Below are 19,603 nucleotides of genomic sequence, written 5' to 3'. Positions count from 1 at the left end.
GGAGACATGATATGAGCAACCAACAATATTTGAGTGTGTCGGCTTTAACGAAGTACATCAAAAGGAAGTTCGATGCCGACCCCCATTTGCAAAATGTATACATAAAAGGTGAAATTTCAAATTTCAAACAACATACAAGCGGACATATGTATTTTACTTTAAAGGATGAGAAAGCCCGACTCCTCTCCGTTATGTTTGCCGCCAATAATAAAGGGATGAAGTTCCTGCCCGAAAATGGCATGAAGGTACTTGTTAAGGGTGATATATCATTATATGAAGCAGGGGGACAGTATCAGCTTTATGTGAAAAGCATGGCCCCTGATGGTGTGGGGGATTTGTATCTTGCTTATGAACAGCTGAAGAAAAAGCTGGAGGCTGCAGGTTTGTTTTTGGCCGAACACAAGAAGTCGATCCCGCAGTACCCTAAGTCTGTAGGTGTCATAACATCGCCGACCGGAGCGGCATTAAGGGATATCTTGATAACCATCAAGCGGAGATATCCAATTGCCAGGATCATCGTTTATCCAGCCCTTGTACAAGGGAATAATGCAGCTAAATCGATTGCAAAGGCAATTTCCATGGCTAACGCAAGGGCGGAAAGCGATGTTCTCATTGTCGGAAGGGGCGGCGGATCGATCGAGGAACTATGGGCGTTTAATGAAGAGATTGTGGCTGAATCGATTTATGATTCCGATATACCGGTAATTTCTGCTGTCGGTCACGAAACCGATTTTACAATTGCTGATTTTGTCGCCGATATGCGTGCTCCTACACCGACTGGTGCAGCAGAGTTAGCGGTTCCTCACTTGAATGAAATACTCGAACGCCTGATGAACCGCAAGAACCGATTGACCCGCTCCATTCAAGAAGCGGTGAATTTTGAACGAACCCGGTTGACCAGGATGGAGAGGTCTTATGCCTTCCGTTATCCACATAAAATGTATGAACAGAAGCTGGAACAGCTAGACAAGACGATGGACAGGCTAGGAAGGACCAGCACGCGGTATTTCATGAAAAAGAGAGATGAGCTGAATCAGCTGAACGATATTCTGAAAAAGCAGCATCCTGAACAAGCGGTGCAAAATGCGAAAGATGAATTACAGCAGCATGCAAAGGTTTTGCGTAGGGCCATGGAAGCCATCTATCGGCAAAAATCACAGCAGTTCGTCCATGTAACTGCCACTTTATCTGCCCTAAGTCCACTAAAAATCATGGAACGGGGTTATGGATTAGTTTTTGCTGAGGATGAGACATTAGTGAAAAGTACACAGCAAGTATCCAAAGGGGATAAGATAGCGGTTTCGATAAAAGATGGAACACTTGAATGTGAAATTAAAGAAATAAAGGAGCGGATTGAACCATGACAAAAAAACAGGAAGCTACATTTGAAGAAGCGATGGAGAATCTCGAAAAAATTGTAGAGCAGTTGGAAGAAGGCGATGTACCCTTGGAAGAAGCCATCTCCATATATAAACAAGGAATGGACTTATCAAGGCTTTGCCATTCGAAGCTTAAGGCTGTTGAAGATCAGTTGACTCAAATTTTACGCGAAGATGGGGAACTTGAAAACTTCGCTGTACAGGAGGAAGAATGACATGGGTACAGAGTCCTTTGAAATGTTTTCTAAAGAATATAAGGCGATTATAGAACGGGAAACCGTGGAATATGTCAATAAACTTAAAGCTCCGGCAGTGGTCAAAGAAGCCATGGTCTATTCACTGGAGGCAGGAGGTAAACGGATTCGCCCGTTATTGGTCTTTGCCGTTCTGGAGGCCTTTGGAAAAAACTTGAGGATGGGGATTCCTGCAGCGGCTGCCATTGAAATGATTCATACATATTCTTTGATTCATGATGATCTTCCGGCGATGGATGATGATGATCTCCGCCGCGGAAAACCGACGAACCATAAAGTGTTCGGTGAAGCGGTAGCAATACTGGCAGGTGATGCGCTTCTTACATATAGCTTTCAATTGGTGACGGATATGATCGATCCCGAGGTGACGGCTGAAATGAAGCTGAACCTGGTAAGTGAAATTGCGAAATCTGCCGGAGCCGAAGGAATGGTTGGAGGTCAAGTTGCGGATATGGAAGGTGAAAATAAACAGTTGACCCTTCAGGAATTGGAGTATATACATGAACATAAAACAGGGAAGTTATTGACTGCAAGCATCCTTTCCGGTGCTATATTAGCCGGGGCGAATGAAGAACAGCAACTGCATTTACGTGACTTTGCATACCACCTGGGGCTTGCTTTTCAAATTCGCGATGATATCCTGGATATTGAAGGGTCGGTCGAGTTGATCGGCAAGCCGGTTGGCAGTGATGTGGGGAATCATAAAAGTACATATCCATCTTTACTTACGCTTCAAGGGGCAAAGGAAAAGTTGGAACATCATATAGAACTTGCCCATGCCGCTTTAGGAAAAACAACCTTACAAACGGGTTTGTTGAATGATCTAACTGATTTAATAGCGAACCGTAATCATTGATTGTGGCTAAATTTGTTATCAATTGAGGTTTTATGGTATACTCATTGTGCAAAAATATGTGAAAATCAAAATGAATTTTTTTATTGAGATACGTGATAAAATAGGTATGATAAGCCGCCGAAATCACCTGGGTGTTGGCGGCTATTTTTTAACTTAGGCTGTTTTCGTAAAGATTGTTGTTTTTAAAACGAAACGATTTAAGGTTGATTGGAGCGCAAGTGCGAGACTCCTGCGGGAGCAGCGGGGCAGGTGAGACCCCACAGGCGTTTACGCCGAGGAGGCTCACCGCCCGCCCCGCGGAAAGCGAGCATCTGGAGGGGAAATCAACCACACCGCATTACTTGTTAAATCGCAACAAAGTATGCGAAAACAGCCTTAACTTAAAACCAATTTTTCGGTCTAGTCATCCATTCCTCTTTAATGAGGCTTTGTTTATGCTTAAAACCGAAAATTACAGAAAGTGAGTGGTCCTGTTTGGATCTTCTATCTATAAAAGACCCTTCTTTTTTGAAGAAGATGAATAATGAAGAACTTGTCGAGTTAAGTATGGAAATACGTAAATTTCTAGTGGAAAAATTATCGGTGACGGGTGGGCATATTGGGCCCAATTTAGGTGTCGTCGAGTTGACTATAGCCTTGCATAAAGAATTCGACAGTCCGAATGATAAAATTTTATGGGATGTCGGACATCAATCCTATGTCCATAAAATCCTGACTGGCAGAGCAGGAGAGTTCGACACATTAAAGAAATATAAAGGTCTTTGCGGTTTTCCGAAAATGATTGAAAGCCCCCATGATGTTTGGGAAACAGGTCACAGTTCGACTTCCCTTTCAGCTGCAATGGGAATGGCGGCTGCCCGTGATATCAAAGGGGAAAGCAGTTTTATTCTGCCTGTAATCGGGGACGGTGCACTAACAGGCGGAATGGCGCTTGAAGCGTTGAACCATATCGGTGATGAAAAAAAGGACATGATCGTTATCCTGAATGATAATGAAATGTCCATAGCCCCTAACGTAGGTGCTTTACACACGATATTGGGAAGATTGCGGACAGCAGGTAAATATAACTGGGCAAAAGATGAATTAGAGCAGCTTTTGAAAAAAATACCTGCAGTCGGTGGTAAACTTGCAGCTACAGCTGAACGCTTGAAGGATAGCATGAAGTACTTATTGGTCTCAGGAATCTTTTTCGAAGAGCTTGGTTTCACATATCTTGGACCGGTAGATGGTCACAATTATGAAGAATTGCTGGAGAATTTAAGATATGCCAAGAAAACGAAGGGACCTGTACTGTTGCATGTCATCACCAAAAAGGGCAAAGGATATTCACCTGCCGAATTGGATACAACAGGGAACTGGCATGGGACAGGTCCATATAAGATCGAGACTGGCGATTTCGTGAAATCCCCTAGTAAAGGTCCTGCTTGGAGCGCTCTTGTAAGTGATACTGTCAGCAGGCTGGCTCGTGACGATGAGCGGATTGTCGCGATTACACCTGCGATGCCCGTAGGATCGAAGTTGGTGGGCTTTTCTCAAGAGTTCCCAGAGCGTTTCTATGATGTAGGGATTGCCGAGCAGCATGCTGCAACTTTTGCTGCAGGATTGGCAACGCAAAAAATGAAACCTTTCCTGGCTATTTATTCAACCTTCCTGCAAAGAGCTTATGACCAGGTCGTTCATGATATCTGCCGTCAAAACTTGAACGTATTCATAGGGATCGATCGTGCCGGATTGGTTGGTTCCGATGGTGAAACGCATCAAGGCGTTTTCGATATTGCTTTCTTACGCCATGTTCCGAATATGGTGTTGATGATGCCTAAAGATGAAAACGAAGGTCAGCATATGGTCAATACAGCCTTAAACTATAATGATGGTCCGATTGCTATGCGTTTCCCTCGTGGGAATGGTTGGGGAGTTGTGATGGATACCGAATTAAAGCAGATTCCAATCGGTTCGTGGGAAGTTCTTAAAGAAGGAACGGATGCTGCGATCTTAACGTTCGGAACAACGATTCCCATGGCTCTTGAAGCGGCAGAAATGCTGGAGAAAGAGGATTATTCAGTTAAGGTCATCAATGCCCGGTTCATTAAGCCTTTGGATGAGAACATGTTAAGCAGTCTCCTTGGTGAAAAAATGCCAATCTTGACAATAGAAGAAGCGGTACTTCAAGGTGGTTTTGGTAGCTCTGTACTTGAATATGCCCATGATCAAGGATTTTATGGTGCAATTATAGATCGAATGGGAATACCTGATTATTTCATTGAACATGGAAGTGTCGATGAACTTCTTGAAGAAATCGGTTTAACGACTGAGACAGCCATCAAAAAGATTAAAATGATAACACCCAAAAAAGAAAAAAGGGCCTGACAATATGAAAGTGATGAAAGAAAGAGTAGATGTATTACTTGTAGAACAAGGCTTGGCCGATACACGTGAAAAAGCGAAGCGTATGGTTATGGCAGGTCTTGTCTACGCGAATGAAGAAAGGTATGAAAAACCGGGGGAAAAAGTGCCGGTCGATCTCGAATTTACGATCAAAGGAAAAGTCATGCCTTATGTTTCAAGAGGCGGTCTTAAACTTGAGAAGGCATTAAGGGAATTCGATTTACAAGTGAATGGAAAAATACTGCTTGATATAGGTTCATCAACTGGTGGGTTCACGGATTGTGCTTTGCAAAATGGCGCCATAATGTCTTATGCGCTTGATGTCGGCTATAATCAGCTTGCCTGGAAGCTTAGACAGGATGAGCGGGTAAAAGTAATGGAACGGACCAATTTCCGTTATGTTACACCCGCCGATCTCGATGGGGAGATGCCAAACTTTGCAAGCATTGATGTTTCTTTCATATCGCTTACGTTAATTTTACCGGTGCTAAAGACCTTGCTCGTCCCGAATAGTGATGTCGTTGCCTTGGTTAAACCGCAATTCGAAGCTGGGAAGGATCAAGTGGGGAAAAAGGGGATTGTTCGTGATCCCAAAATCCATAAACAAGTGTTGGATAAGATCATTTCTTTTTCTTTAAAGGAAGGCTATGATATTAAGGATGCCTCCTTCTCGCCGATTACCGGCGGTGATGGAAATATTGAATTCTTACTTCATTTACACTGGCAAGGCTCGAAGGAAGATGGAACGATATTGCTTTCGAAAACGGTTGATGACATCGTTGGAGAGGCCCATGCCCAATTTAAAAAAGAATAGCTAGAACTTTGTATGGGCTCCTTTGGCTGAATGGTTGGCTAAAGGAGCTTTTTAACTATACATTGTGCGTCATGTACTTGAATCATTTATCGATGGATACATAAAATAGGTAAGTACAAATAATAGACTTATATTCATTTTTAGAGAAAAAAGTTGTACAATTGCATAAAAATCCGATAACATTAATATTAGCCACTTTCAAAAGCGGCCTATTTGCACGTACTGATAATTGAAGCAATCCCATATTGGGGCAGACTGCTTAAGTAAGAAATGAAAGTGAACCATTACCATTAAATGAGCAACAGTTGAGAAGAGGTGCTTCTACTTATGAATAAAGGACAACGACATATAAAAATAAGGGACATTATAACGAATAATGATATCGAAACCCAAGATGAGTTAGTTGAAGAATTGAAATTAGCTGGATACAATGTAACTCAAGCCACTGTTTCTAGGGATATTAAAGAGCTTCACCTTGTAAAAGTGCCTTTAACGGATGGAAGATATAAATACAGTCTGCCGGCCGACCAACGTTTCAATCCACTTCAAAAATTAAAGAGAATCCTTGTCGATGCATTTGTACGCATTGACTCAGCCAACAATTTACTGGTTATGAAGATGCTTCCAGGTAATGCCCAGGCAATCTGTGCATTGATTGATAATTTAAATTGGCAAGAAATACTCGGGACGATCGGCGGCGACGATACTTGTTTAATTATCTGCCGTTCTGAGGAAGATGCAAAGATCATTTCCGGCAAATTCTTGGACATGCTCTAATAATGTTGTGAGGTGACCTAGTTTGTTAACAGAACTATCGATTAGGAATTTTGCGATCATAGACAGCCTGTCCGTTTCATTTGAGAAAGGCTTGACGGTCTTGACAGGAGAAACAGGGGCAGGGAAGTCAATCATAATAGATGCCGTTCATCTTTTGGTTGGGGGACGTGGTTCTGCAGAGTTCATTCGGCATGGTGAGTCGAAGGCTGAAATAGAAGGATTATTCCAAATTGAAGATGAAAAACACCCCGTCTTTGCCAAGGCGGAAGAGTTGGGCATCGATATGAATGATGGGATGGCGATACTTCGAAGGGATATCTCACTGAGCGGCAAAAGCGTTTGCAGGGTAAACGGAAAGCTTGTAACGATTGCCATCTTACGTGAGATAGGGCGGACGTTGATAGATATCCATGGCCAGCATGAACATCAGGAATTAATGGACGAACGACTCCATCTTCCACTGCTCGATCAATTCGGCGGTGAAAAGATCGCATCTGCACTCACTGAATACCAAAAGCTATATAAACGTTATGAAACCGCTTCTAAACAATTGAATGGTTTGAGCCAAAATGAACAGCAAATGGTCCACCGCCTTGATTTGATCCAATTTCAATTCGATGAAATCCAAAAAGCTGATTTGAAATTACGCGAAGATGAAGAATTGATGGAAGAGCGGAAGAAAATTAATAATTTTGAAAAAATCCATGAAGCGCTGCAAACCAGTTATAATGCTTTAAATGGTGAGCAGCATGCAATTGATTGGCTTTCCGTAGCCATGAATAATTTGGAGGAAGCGGCAGGGCTTGATGAAGGTTTAAAGAACAGCTCTGAAACCGTTTCAAATAGCTACTTCCTGCTTGAAGAGGCCGTGTCTAACATCCGTGACCAATTAGACTCTTTGGATTATGATACAGAACGAGTGGAATTCATTGAAAGTCGCCTTAATGAAATAAATCAATTAAAGCGTAAATACGGGCGGACCATCGAGGAAATCCTGGAATATGGGGCCGCTATTGAAGAAGAAGTCGAAAAACTTCAAAATAGGGAAACCCATATAGCGAAGCTTGAAAAGGAAATGAAATCCATCAAGGCAGATTTAATTGTCGAAGCAAAGAACCTGTCTGAACTTCGCCAGAAATTCGCTCAGCAGCTTACAAAAAAGATTCATCAGGAATTAAAAGATTTATACATGGAAAAGACAATTTTCGAACCACATTTCCTTCAAACGGCCTATACTTTCGATGAATTGTCAGATAAGGGCATCAATCAGTCAGGGCTGGATTCAATGGAATTTTATATTTCCACCAATCCAGGTGAACCATTAAAACCTCTATCTAAAATCGCTTCTGGTGGTGAACTGTCGAGGATCATGCTTGCATTGAAAAGCATATTCTCCAAGCACCAAGGCATAACGTCCATTATCTTTGATGAAGTGGACACAGGTGTGAGCGGACGGGTTGCGCAATCCATTGCAGAAAAGATCTATAAAGTGGCAACTGGATCACAAGTACTGTGCATATCCCATTTGCCACAGGTGGCAGCTATGGCGGATACTCACCTTTTCATAGCGAAAAATGTAAGGGCCGGACGCACGAATACCTCGGTAAAGCCGTTAATTGAAACTGAAAAAATAAAAGAAATTGGCAGGATGATTTCAGGAGTAGAGATAACGGATTTGACTAAACAGCATGCCAATGAATTAATCCAGCTTGCCAAAAGGTTGAAGATAACATCTTGAAGGGCCGGTAAGTAGATTAATTAAACTAATCATAAGCATTCATTGTAAAGCTATCCAAAAACGGATAGCTTTTATTTTTTGCACCTGTTATAAATGACTGTCATGAGGGCTAAATTAAAGGTGTAGCCATTAAGTTTCAGAGAGCGAGGAGAGTGAATGGATTGAAATTTATATGGATAAACAGAATCATCGGTGGAATTCTCCTTGTTTCGCTATTAACATTAGGGTTATACCAGCCATCTCGTGAATATTTTTTAATTCCAAATCATCTTGTACTATTTGAAGGAAGTCAATATAGTATTTCCAAGTCATTGCCTGTTTCTGCAAAAACTTCGAGATCCAGTGAAGGAATTTCGCTTCATGATGAACAAGCCTCGATTACGCTTGGTGCTGAGAAACCAGGTACGAATGAAGTGTTACTGGATGTAGCAGGCTTGCCTGCCAAAAAGGTCGACATCAGGGTGTTAAAAGATTTTAAAGTCATGCCTGGTGGCCAATCCATTGGAGTAAAGCTTAATACTCTTGGGGTGCTCGTAGTAGGTCATCATCTTATTGATACTGCGCAGGGGAAAAAATCACCGGGAGAAAAAGCGAAAATTGAAATCGGTGATATTATTACAGAAATCAATGGTCAGACGATAAAGAAGATGGGGGATGTAACCCCTTTTGTTCAGCAGGCAGGTGAAAAGGGTGAGGCGTTGAATCTTGTCATTAACCGTGATAATGAAGTGCTCCACAGTACCCTATTACCTCTAAAAGATAAGAATGAAGGAACTTACAAATTGGGTTTGTATATCCGTGATTCGGCAGCTGGTATCGGAACGATGACGTTTTATCACCCGGATTCAAAAAAATATGGGGCGTTGGGACATGTCATATCCGATATGGACACAAAAAAGCCGATTGTTGTTAAGGACGGACAGATTGTTCAATCGACGGTCACATCCATCGAAAAAGGAAGCAATGGTGATCCCGGAGAAAAATTGGCACGCTTTTCTTCTAATAAAGAAAAAATAGGAAATATCAATCGCAATAGTCCCTTTGGAATTTTTGGGAAATTAAATCAAGATTATAAAAATGGAATTAACGACAAGCCACTCCCCATCACCCTTTCACATGAGGTAAAGGAAGGACCAGCAAAGATCCTTACAGTGGTGGACGGTTCTGAAGTAGAGGAATTCGATGTCGAAATCGTCAGTTCCATACCACAGAAGTTTCCTGCAATTAAAGGTATGGTCATAAAAGTGACGGATAAAGAATTGCTGCAAAAAACAGGTGGGATCGTTCAAGGAATGAGCGGCAGTCCTATCATACAAAATGGGAAATTAATCGGTGCAGTCACCCATGTATTCGTTAATGATCCTACAAGTGGGTATGGAGTCCATATCGAATGGATGTTAAACGAAGCCGGTATAAATATATACGACAAAAATAATTTTGAAAAAGCAAGCTAAGAATCCGGGTATCCTTTTGGATGCCCCTTTTTAATGGAAAGTTATGGTTAGCAGAGGTTTTGGGTAGGAATTAAATTTGATTTCTGTAAAAAATAGAGGTTTTTTTGAAACGATGTGATAAAATGATAACGATATGAAGATTTTTCGACAATCGCTTTATTCGAATAGCAAACGAAGTCGAAAACAAGAGATATCCGGAGAATAATATTGAATTCCTTATATTTTTTCAAAAATAAAAGGAATTTAGTTTCCATTGTCGAAAAGTTCAATTACAATAGAATTTAGTCATATAGAAAAAAAGACCAATTGTAGTTGAGGAGGAAATCAAGCGTGAAAAAAATTAAGGTGTGCGTTGTAGATGATAATAGAGAACTTGTTGGCCTTCTGGATGAATACATTTCTGCACAGGAAGACATGGAAGTAATTGGGGTGGCACATAACGGTCAAGATTGCCTGGGAATGCTTGAAAGCGTTGATCCGGATATATTGATCCTCGATATTATCATGCCTCATTTGGATGGGTTAGGTGTACTTGAAAAACTTCGTGAAGTAAAACGGGGTGCTATGCCTAATGTGATTATGCTTACTGCATTTGGTCAAGAAGATGTAACGAAAAAAGCTGTTGATTTGGGTGCGTCTTACTTCATCCTGAAACCATTCGATATGGAAAATCTGGCCAATCACATACGTCAGGTAAGCGGTAAAGGGCAGGCGGTTTTAAAAAATCATAGTCAATTTAGCTATCGTCCCCAAAATGAATCCAAGCCGAAGAACCTCGATGCCAGCATCACAAGCATTATTCACGAGATTGGAGTGCCTGCACATATTAAGGGCTATTTGTATTTAAGGGAAGCGATTTCGATGGTATATAATGATATTGAACTATTGGGTTCTATCACCAAAGTTTTATATCCGGATATCGCAAAAAAATACAATACTACGGCCAGCCGTGTCGAACGTGCTATCCGTCATGCGATTGAAGTGGCCTGGAGCCGTGGAAATATAGAGTCCATATCATCTCTTTTCGGATATACCGTAAGCATGACTAAGGCAAAACCTACAAATTCCGAATTCATTGCCATGGTTGCAGATAAGCTGCGCCTCGAGCATAAAGCTTCTTGACAGGGGTAGGGAAAAACCGGTTGTAAGGATTCAGGGTAATAATTGACCATATAAAGGCTAGAGCCGCTAAATATAAATAGGAACTCTCCGTCTGGAGGTAAGGGACAGGAAGAAGTTGCTTCTTGATTTTTTCTAATCGGCAACTTCAAAATTTTTACGCCGGTTTAAAAAATTAAACGCCTTTTATTTATTGGATTTTAAAGGAAATCCCATAAATAAAAGGCGTTTTTGTTTTGGACGAAAAACGGAAGTCAATCATGGACATGCCTGAATCAAAAGGTGAAGGGGAAATTACGATTGGTCAAATGGCCTTCTTGGATACCCGCTTGCAAATCAAAAGCTTGGAAAAGAAATTGGGTGTTTTGACGAAAGGAACATTCTAGTCAAAAAATAATCACCTGCATTTTGATTGAAGGATTGATCTAGATGAAAATAATTTGCTGTTTCTGTTCATAAATTGGGATATAACAATTATTGAGAGAGGCGGCGTTTCATCATGACCTTAATCTTTGCGCATCGAGGCTCTGCAGGGACTCATCCGGAAAATACGATGGCGGCGTTCAAAGAAGCTGCCCGTGTCGGGGCGGACGGAATTGAAACGGATGTCCAGCTCTCGAAAGATGGGGAAGTGGTCATCATTCACGATGAAAAGCTCGATCGTACAACGAATGCCTCGGGGTATGTAAAAGACCGGACCTTGATGGAGTTGAAAAAACTTAATGCATCTGCAACCCATAAGGGAAAATTGGGAAAAGAAAAGATTCCGACGCTTGAAGAACTATTTATTTGGCTTTACGATAATCAGCTTTTTTGCAATATTGAACTGAAAAATACTCTTTTTCTGTATCCAGGCTTAGAAGAGAAAGTCATCTGGCTCATCCGCACTTACGAAATGGAGGAAAGGGTAATCCTTTCTTCATTCAATCATTGCAGTTTGGTCAATTGCCACCAATTGGCACCTGAATTGGAAACCGCACCGCTTTATAGGGATGGTCTATACATGCCATGGATATATGCCAAGGCAATAGGCGGTAGTGCAATCCACCCAAATATCAGGGTTGCCCCTGATGCACTAATTCAAGCTTCGATGAGTATGGGTGTTCCTGTACGGCCATATACCATTAATAAAGAAGCAGAGATGAAGCGGTTATTCAAACTGGGGTGCAGCGGCATCATTACCGATTTTCCCGAGGCAGCCGTACGAATCAGAGAAGGATTGAAATCAAGATAAAAAAAGAAGGGGCCATATGAGATATGGCCCCTTCTTTTTACGTTTAAAATTTAGTGAACCTGCTTTGGACCTTATTTTGTTTTCGGTCTCGATGAAGGATGAAGCCGGCGATAAAGGCTATTCCGCCAATCGTAATGAGCAGTCCTATTAAAAATTGCAGCCAAAGGAATGGATAGGGAGGCTGTAAAATACCGAATACCATGTCCCTCATTATTTTTATGCCATAGGCAGCAAAGGCACCAGGTATAAAAAGAATCAAAAAAGCGATTAAACGTTTCATGCGGTCAAATCCCTTCCGAAAATTCCGTCTTTAAAAAATGATAAAGGATATAAATTATTTGTCAAGTTCCGGGAATCAAGATAATGACTGGTAGTTGGTGGCTGTTTTTAAAGGGAGCCAATATGATAAAATGGTTGGGAGTATGAAAAAAATTGCAGGGAACGATCTATTAAAAGGTGTAATAATATCTTAAGGGGGATGGCTCATGCAAAAGGTCATGATAGTAGGGGGAGGCGTGGGAGGGACAACCGTGTTGAAACTCCTCTCGGAAAGTGAAGTATTCTCCATTGTTTGTATGGCTGATACGAATGAATCTGCTGAAGGGATGCTTGCCGCAAATGAACGAAGTATTCCTACAGTGACTGATTGGAGCGTGGGATTGGAGCGGGATTTGGACATCATTTTTGATACGACCGGAGACCCATCTGTCTATAAAAAGATAAAAAGGGACATGGGCGAACAAACGATTCTCATTCCTGGAAGTGTCGCCCTCATTATGACTAAGCTGTTTGAAGAGAAAAATCGATTAATAAGTAAATTGGAGAATGCCTCGGCAAAAATGGACTTGATTCTTAATACGACCAGTGAAGGAATGGTGGTGATTGATCATGAAGGATTCATCATCATGTTCAATGATAGTGCGGAACGTGCATCTGACACAAAGCGTGAAGATGTGATTGGCAGACATATCAAAGATTTCATCCCTTCTACTGGCTTGCTGCGAGTTATGCAAACGAACCAAAAAGAAGTAAATCAGGAAATCACCCTTAGCAATGGGACGGAACTCATAACGACAAGGATCCCTCTTGTGAATGCCGATAAAGAAATCATAGGGGCTTTTTCCATGTTTAGGAATAAAACGGAAGCTGTACAATTGGCAGAGCAGATCACTGATTTAAAAGAGGTACAGACGATGCTCCAGGCGATCATTCAATCCAGTGATGAAGCCATATCTGTTGTGGATGAACAAGGCAGGGGGCTTTTGATCAATCCGGCATATACAAGAATCACCGGCTTAACAAAGACCCAAGTGATCGGTAAGCCGGCTTCCATCGATATTTACGAAGGTGAAAGTATGCATATGAAAGTGCTTCAGACAAAAAAGCCTGTTCGGGGTGTCAATATGCGTGTCGGTCCAAAACATAAGGAAGTGATCGTAAATGTTGCTCCAATCATTGTGGATGGGTGCCTGAAAGGGAGCGTTGGCGTCATTCATGATGTATCGGAAATTCAAGCCTTGACCCACGAACTGAATCGGGCAAGACAGATTATCCGGACATTGCAGGCTAAATATTCCTTTGATGATATAATTGGGGCTTCCGAAGAGATGAAGCTTCCCATTGAACAGGCGAAATTATCGGCAAGAACACCTGCTACTGTCTTATTAAGAGGGGAATCAGGGACTGGCAAAGAGTTATTTGCACATGCCATACATAATGCGAGCGATAGGAAATTCAATAAATTCGTACGGGTAAATTGTGCAGCCATCTCGGAATCATTACTTGAAAGTGAACTGTTCGGTTATGATGAAGGAGCTTTTACTGGGGCAAGCAGGGGGGGGAAGGTCGGTTTTTTTGAAGAGGCAAATCAAGGGAGTATCTTTTTGGACGAAATTGGTGAATTGCCAGCCAACATCCAAGCTAAATTACTTCGGGTATTACAAGAAAAGGAAATCATCAGAGTGGGGGGGACGAAGCCAATCCCCATCAATGTCCGGGTAATAGCCGCTACGAATATCAATCTTGAACAGGCCATCGCAAACGGATCATTCAGGGAAGACTTGTATTTCAGGCTGAACCGCATGCCTATTTTCATTGCACCATTAAGAAAGAGAAAAGAAGATTTGAGAGAATTGGCGGAGCATTTGATTAATAAAATCAATCAGGAGTATGGACGGAGCATAGAGGGAATTACAGCAGCAGCTATACATAAAATGCAAATTTACAACTGGCCGGGTAATGTCAGGGAACTGGAAAACATCTTGGGACGGGCAATCATTTTCATGAAATTGAACGAGACGGTCATTGATATACAACATATTCCGGATTTTATCGAAGGGATTCCAGTAAAACAGGAGAAATTATTAATGAAGCCTTCTGGCTACGTATCGGGGAAACCGCTCTCGGAGATAATAGACCAGTATGAAGCCGAAATCATTCAGCAGGCGTTCCATACCCACAAGGGAAATAAAACACTTACGGCAAAAGCGCTAGGGATTTCAGTTAGAAATCTATATTACAAAATTGAAAAACTAAAACTGTGAAAATTTTTGCACGCAAATAATTGCGTACTATGAAAAAAACTGCGTGGAATTTTCTGATTTATTTTAATTTAAGCGAGACTCCACTTCTAACATGAAATTTTTTTGAATTTGTTATAGGCTATAGTTGCCCAACATATTAACCAGCATCTCCTTTATTTGGATAAAAAGGCTCGCGTTATGTATTTAATTGGCATGTTATTTGCATATTTAAAAGTGAATGGTTCATTCACGGGAACCATTACCCATTGGGAAAATATCATGCTAGTAGCGGATTTTATTTTAAATGAACGTAGTAACAAGTAAGAATGAGGAGTAATTCAGTGTTCTCATATCTGATATGAATTAAAACATCTAGGGAGGATTCCTTTATGGAAATTTTTAAATATCTTGAAAAGTATGATTACGAGCAATTGTTATTCTGTCAGGATAAACAATCGGGTTTGAAAGCGATTATTGCCATTCATGATACGACGTTAGGGCCTGCGCTTGGAGGCACAAGGATGTGGACGTATGCATCTGAAGAAGATGCCATTGAAGATGCCTTAAGGCTTTCAAGAGGAATGACATATAAGAACGCAGCTGCCGGCTTGAATTTAGGCGGAGGAAAAACTGTCATCATCGGCGATCCCCGTAAGGATAAAAATGAAGAAATGTTCCGTGCCTTCGGAAGGTATATACAAGGGCTGAATGGGCGATATATAACGGCGGAAGATGTAGGTACAACGGTTGAGGATATGGATCTCATTCATGAGGAGACGGATTTTGTCACTGGGATTTCCCCTGCATTCGGTTCTTCGGGGAATCCTTCCCCTGTAACTGCCTATGGGGTATATCGCGGTATGAAAGCTGCTGCGAAAGAGGCATTCGGAACTGATTCTTTAGAAGGCAGGGTGATTGCGGTCCAAGGCGTAGGGAATGTTTCTTATAACTTATGCCGTCACCTTCATGAGGAGGGCGCCCAGCTGATCGTTACGGATATCAATAAAGAAAGCGTGGCCCGTGCGGTTGAATCCTTTGGGGCGAATGCAGTTGATCCTGACGAAATTTATGGAGTCGACTGTGATATCTATGCACCTTGTGCATTAGGGGCTGTCATAAATGATCATACAATCAATCAAATCAAGGCGAAGGTCATTGCTGGTGCGGCCAATAATCAATTAAAGGAACCTGTTCATGGCGATCAAATTCATGAAAAAGGTATTATATATGCACCTGATTATGTAATTAATGCAGGTGGAGTCATAAACGTGGCCGATGAGCTTTTAGGATATAATCGGGAAAGAGCCCTTAAGAAAGTGGAAACGGTTTATGATACAATTGAAAGAGTCATCGAGATTGCAAAACGCGATCAAATCCCAACATATAAAGCAGCGGATAGGATGGCAGAGGAGCGAATTGCTCGCATGAGGAATTCAAGGAGCCAATTCTTGCAAAATGAAAAACATATCTTGAATGGAAGAAAATGATTGTAGTTTCACAAGATATAGATTCCTGTGTTTTTTTAATTAAACACAGGAATTTTCAACATGGATAACGTAATAAACATATGCCAAGTAAAAATGGTGATTAAATAGTATGTATTTGTGAGGAGGAGTGGTTTTGGCTGAAGATTTTGACCTCGTTATCCTCGGAGGAGGAACTGGCGGGTATGTGGCGGCAATAAGGGCTGCTCAATTAGGATTGAAAACGGCTGTCGTGGAGAAAGGCAAGCTCGGCGGAACGTGTCTACATAAAGGCTGTATCCCTTCGAAAGCACTTTTAAGGAGTGCGGAAGTTTATCAGACTGCAGTGAAAAGTGAGGAATTCGGTATAGTTACCGGGGATGTAAAGGTAGACTTCCTTAAGGTGCAGGAAAGAAAGAATAAAGTGGTCGATCAACTCTATAAAGGTGTTCAGCACTTGATGAAACAAGGAAAGATAACGGTTTATGAAGGGTTAGGGCGTATACTTGGTCCTTCTATATTTTCACCGATGCCTGGGACAATTTCCGTGGAAATGAATAATGGCAGTGAAAATGAAATGCTCATTCCTCAGAATGTCATCATTGCTACCGGTTCGCGTCCGAAGACACTGCCCGGTTTAGCGATTGATGGGGAATTGGTGCTTACATCGGATGAAGCTCTAAAGCTTGAGAGCCTGCCAAAATCAATGATTATTGTAGGCGGTGGAGTCATCGGCATTGAATGGGCTTCGATGCTCAATGATTTCGGTGTGGAAGTGACAGTACTGGAATATGCAGATAGAATCATCCCGACTGAGGACCATGATATTTCTAGTGAAATGCTTCGTCTCTTAAAGAAAAAAGGCGTCAAATTCGTTACAGGTGCGAAGGTTATGCCTGAAACCCTGAAAACGGATGATTCAGTTACCATTTCTGCAGAAGTCAAGGGTTCGGTGGAGGAGTTCACAGCTGAAAAAATGCTGGTTTCCGTAGGCAGATCAGCTAATGTTGAAGGAATCGGCCTTGAAAATACGGAAATTGTGAAAGAAAAAGGCTTTATTGAAACCAATGACTTCTTCCAAACGAAGGAATCACATATCTATGCAATCGGTGATTGTATTGGCGGTCTCCAGTTGGCTCACGTTGCTTCCCATGAAGGTATTACGGCCGTTGAACATATCGCAGGCCAAAAACCGGAACGGCTGGATTATTCGCTCATTTCAAAATGTGTGTATTCAAGCCCTGAAGCTGCAAGTGTCGGTTTGACGGAAGAACAGGCAAACAAAGAAGGCTATGACCTTAAAATTGGGAAATTCCCATTCCGTGCAGTTGGTAAGGCCCTTGTATTCGGGGAAGCGGATGGCTTTGTGAAAATCATCGCCGATAAGAGAACGGATGATATACTGGGCGTTCATATGATCGGACCACATGTTACGGATATGATTTCAGAAGCCGGACTTGCAAAAGTGCTTGATGCGACACCTTGGGAAATAGGCAAGACAATTCATCCGCACCCAAGTCTTTCTGAAGCAATCGGAGAGGCGGCCCTTGCTGTCGATGGACGTGCCATTCATTCATAAAGAATAAGGTCAGGAGGTTTTATGATGGTAGAAAAACGTCATGAACAATTAGGCTTAAATGAGGAAACGGTTTTAGATATGTATCGGACAATGCTTTTGTCCCGCAGAATTGATGAGCGCATGTGGCTTTTAAACCGATCCGGGAAAATTCCCTTCGTGATTTCCTGCCAGGGGCAAGAAGCTGCACAGGTTGGGGCTGCGTTTGCGCTGGATCGGCAAAAGGATTATGTACTGCCTTATTATCGGGATGTCGGTGTAGTTCTTACCTTCGGAATGACCGCAAAAGACTTGATGCTTTCAGGTTTCGCGAAAGAGGAAGATCCCAATTCCGGCGGGCGCCAAATGCCTGGTCATTTTGGTCAAAAGAAAAATAGGATCGTCACTGGTTCATCGCCTGTAACGACACAGGTCCCGCATGCTGTTGGAATTGCACTTGCAGGGAAGATGGAAGGTAAGGATTTGGTGACATTCGTAACGTTTGGGGAAGGTTCATCCAATCAGGGCGATTTTCATGAAGGTGCCAACTTTGCAGGTGTGCACAAGCTACCGGTCATTTTCATGTGTGAAAATAATAAATATGCGATTTCCGTTCCTATTGAGAAACAGCTATCGTGTGAAAATGTTTCCGACAGGGCGATTGGCTATGGGATGCCTGGAATAACGGTGGATGGCAATGATCCATTGGAAGTGTATGCAGCGGTGAAAGAAGCGGCTGACCGTGCACGAAGGGGAGAAGGCCCTACACTTGTAGAAACCGTTTCATACAGGCTCACGCCTCATTCAAGTGATGATGATGACCGAAGCTACCGGACTGCGGACGAAGTGGCCGAAGCCAAAACGAAGGATTCGATTATGACATTTGGAGCGTATTTAAAAGAAGTGGGAATCATGGATGATGGCCTTGAGAAACAAATGAATGATGAAGTCATGAAGATAGTAAATGAAGCAACCGATTATGCTGAAAATGCTCCATATCCGAAGGCTGAAAGTGCTATGAATCATGTGTATGCACAAAAGTAAGGGGGTAATAGAATGCCAGTGATTTCTTATATAGATGCCGTGACAATGGCAATGAGGGAAGAGATGGAACGCGATTCCCGTGTATTCGTATTGGGAGAGGATGTAGGAAAAAAAGGTGGGGTCTTTAAAGCCACTAATGGTTTGTACGACCAATTCGGTGAAGCAAGAGTCATCGATACTCCGCTCGCTGAATCTGCAATTGCAGGAGTGGGAATTGGAGCCGCCATGTATGGGCTGCGCCCGATAGCTGAGATGCAATTTGCTGATTTCATCATGCCTGCCATTAACCAAATAGTTTCAGAGGCAGCCAAAATTAGATACCGTTCTAATAATGACTGGAGCTGTCCTATGGTAATCCGTGCTCCGTATGGAGGAGGAATTCATGGAGCTCTTTATCATTCACAATCGGTTGAAGCGATTTTTGCCAATCAGCCGGGCTTGAAAATTGTGATGCCTTCCACTCCGTATGATGTAAAGGGGTTGCTTAAAGCTGCCATTCGCGATGAAGACCCAGTGCTTTTCTTTGAACATAAACGCGCATACCGCTTGATCAAGGGTGAGGTACCGACTGAAGATTATGTCCTTCCCATCGGTAAGGCGGATGTGAAAAGGGAAGGGGAAGACATTACTGTCATCTCCTATGGCCTTTGTGTACATTTTGCCCTTCAGGCAGCAGAAAAATTAGCTGCAGATGGAATTTCTGCACATGTTCTTGACTTGCGTACGGTCTACCCTTTGGATAAGGATGCTATCATAGAAGCAGCTTCTAAAACGGGGAAAGTATTACTGGTTACGGAAGATAATAAAGAAGGAAGCATCATGAGTGAGGTTGCAGCCATCATTGCCGAGCATTGCCTTTTTGATTTGGATGCCCCTGTAAAACGGTTGGCCGGACCTGATGTACCTGCCATGCCTTATGCGCCTACGATGGAAAAACAATTTATGGTCAATCCTGATAAAGTGGAAAAAGCAATGAGGGAATTGGCCGAGTATTAATGACTGTTAAGAA

At 42.2% G+C, this 19,603-nt stretch carries 17 protein-coding genes; 16 read left to right on the top strand and 1 reads right to left on the bottom strand.

Features of this window, described 5'->3' with window-relative positions:
* Positions 1-11: 11 nt before the first annotated feature.
* The 11 genes from xseA to JNUCC41_RS25700 all read left to right on the top strand — a co-directional run bounded on the left by xseA (position 12) and on the right by JNUCC41_RS25700 (position 12,010).
* Complete coding sequence (xseA, locus tag JNUCC41_RS25750) at positions 12-1,364, top strand: exodeoxyribonuclease VII large subunit (protein WP_192205456.1); 1,353 nt, start codon at positions 12-14, stop codon at positions 1,362-1,364.
* Positions 1,361-1,594: an exodeoxyribonuclease VII small subunit gene (locus tag JNUCC41_RS25745; protein ID WP_034308286.1), complete on the top strand. Its 234-nt coding sequence runs from the start codon at positions 1,361-1,363 to the stop codon at positions 1,592-1,594. Before xseA ends, JNUCC41_RS25745 begins: the two co-directional genes overlap by 4 nt.
* Before the next feature lies 1 nt (position 1,595).
* Positions 1,596-2,489 carry a polyprenyl synthetase family protein gene (locus JNUCC41_RS25740; RefSeq protein WP_192205455.1) on the top strand — a complete coding sequence of 298 codons (894 nt, stop codon included), beginning with the start codon at positions 1,596-1,598 and terminating at the stop codon, positions 2,487-2,489.
* A 474-nt stretch (positions 2,490-2,963) separates the two neighbouring features.
* Complete coding sequence (dxs, locus tag JNUCC41_RS25735) at positions 2,964-4,856, top strand: 1-deoxy-D-xylulose-5-phosphate synthase (RefSeq protein WP_192205454.1); 1,893 nt, start codon at positions 2,964-2,966, stop codon at positions 4,854-4,856.
* 4 nt (positions 4,857-4,860) lie between these two features.
* Complete coding sequence (locus tag JNUCC41_RS25730; protein WP_192205453.1) at positions 4,861-5,688, top strand: TlyA family RNA methyltransferase; 828 nt, start codon at positions 4,861-4,863, stop codon at positions 5,686-5,688.
* Between the two features lie 327 nt (positions 5,689-6,015).
* Entirely contained in the window at positions 6,016-6,465 is a 450-nt protein-coding gene (ahrC, locus tag JNUCC41_RS25725) for a transcriptional regulator AhrC/ArgR (RefSeq protein WP_034308279.1), read from the top strand.
* Between the two features lie 22 nt (positions 6,466-6,487).
* Positions 6,488-8,203, top strand: coding sequence for a DNA repair protein RecN (gene recN, locus JNUCC41_RS25720; protein WP_192205452.1), 1,716 nt, complete (start codon positions 6,488-6,490; stop codon positions 8,201-8,203).
* A gap of 161 nt (positions 8,204-8,364) precedes the next feature.
* Positions 8,365-9,657: a SpoIVB peptidase gene (gene spoIVB / locus JNUCC41_RS25715; protein WP_192205451.1), complete on the top strand. Its 1,293-nt coding sequence runs from the start codon at positions 8,365-8,367 to the stop codon at positions 9,655-9,657.
* A gap of 330 nt (positions 9,658-9,987) precedes the next feature.
* A complete protein-coding gene (gene spo0A, locus JNUCC41_RS25710) occupies positions 9,988-10,779 on the top strand; it encodes a sporulation transcription factor Spo0A (protein WP_192205450.1) in 792 nt (263 codons plus the stop codon).
* 233 nt (positions 10,780-11,012) lie between these two features.
* Positions 11,013-11,162: a hypothetical protein gene (locus JNUCC41_RS25705; protein ID WP_192205449.1), complete on the top strand. Its 150-nt coding sequence runs from the start codon at positions 11,013-11,015 to the stop codon at positions 11,160-11,162.
* 113 nt (positions 11,163-11,275) lie between these two features.
* Positions 11,276-12,010, top strand: a complete 735-nt coding sequence (locus JNUCC41_RS25700; protein ID WP_192205448.1) for a glycerophosphodiester phosphodiesterase — start codon at positions 11,276-11,278, stop codon at positions 12,008-12,010.
* Between the two features lie 43 nt (positions 12,011-12,053).
* Here JNUCC41_RS25700 and JNUCC41_RS25695 read toward each other — a convergent pair whose 3' ends face one another.
* Positions 12,054-12,290, bottom strand: coding sequence for a DUF2627 domain-containing protein (locus tag JNUCC41_RS25695; RefSeq protein WP_192205447.1), 237 nt, complete (start codon positions 12,288-12,290; stop codon positions 12,054-12,056).
* A gap of 205 nt (positions 12,291-12,495) precedes the next feature.
* Here JNUCC41_RS25695 and JNUCC41_RS25690 point away from each other — a divergent pair, with 205 nt between their 5' ends.
* The 5 genes from JNUCC41_RS25690 to JNUCC41_RS25670 all read left to right on the top strand — a co-directional run bounded on the left by JNUCC41_RS25690 (position 12,496) and on the right by JNUCC41_RS25670 (position 19,590).
* Positions 12,496-14,553 carry a sigma-54 interaction domain-containing protein gene (locus tag JNUCC41_RS25690; protein ID WP_192205446.1) on the top strand — a complete coding sequence of 686 codons (2,058 nt, stop codon included), beginning with the start codon at positions 12,496-12,498 and terminating at the stop codon, positions 14,551-14,553.
* 368 nt (positions 14,554-14,921) lie between these two features.
* The gene (gene bcd / locus JNUCC41_RS25685; RefSeq protein WP_192205445.1) at positions 14,922-16,019 is read left to right on the top strand and encodes a branched-chain amino acid dehydrogenase; all 1,098 of its coding nucleotides are present in this window, start codon (positions 14,922-14,924) and stop codon (positions 16,017-16,019) included.
* Between the two features lie 133 nt (positions 16,020-16,152).
* Positions 16,153-17,574, top strand: coding sequence for a dihydrolipoyl dehydrogenase (gene lpdA / locus JNUCC41_RS25680; RefSeq protein ID WP_192205444.1), 1,422 nt, complete (start codon positions 16,153-16,155; stop codon positions 17,572-17,574).
* Between the two features lie 24 nt (positions 17,575-17,598).
* The gene (locus JNUCC41_RS25675; RefSeq protein WP_192205443.1) at positions 17,599-18,594 is read left to right on the top strand and encodes a thiamine pyrophosphate-dependent dehydrogenase E1 component subunit alpha; all 996 of its coding nucleotides are present in this window, start codon (positions 17,599-17,601) and stop codon (positions 18,592-18,594) included.
* Between the two features lie 12 nt (positions 18,595-18,606).
* Positions 18,607-19,590 (top strand): alpha-ketoacid dehydrogenase subunit beta, encoded by a 984-nt coding sequence (locus JNUCC41_RS25670; protein ID WP_101222514.1) that lies wholly within the window; start codon positions 18,607-18,609, stop codon positions 19,588-19,590.
* Positions 19,591-19,603 lie beyond the last annotated feature (13 nt).

Origin of the sequence: Brevibacillus sp. JNUCC-41 (assembly GCF_014844095.1) — a bacterium.
In the GTDB taxonomy this organism is placed as follows: domain Bacteria; phylum Bacillota; class Bacilli; order Bacillales; family DSM-1321; genus Peribacillus; species Peribacillus aracenensis.
The sequence above is the reverse complement of the archived record's forward strand: the minus strand, read 5'-3'. Positions and strand labels throughout refer to the sequence as shown.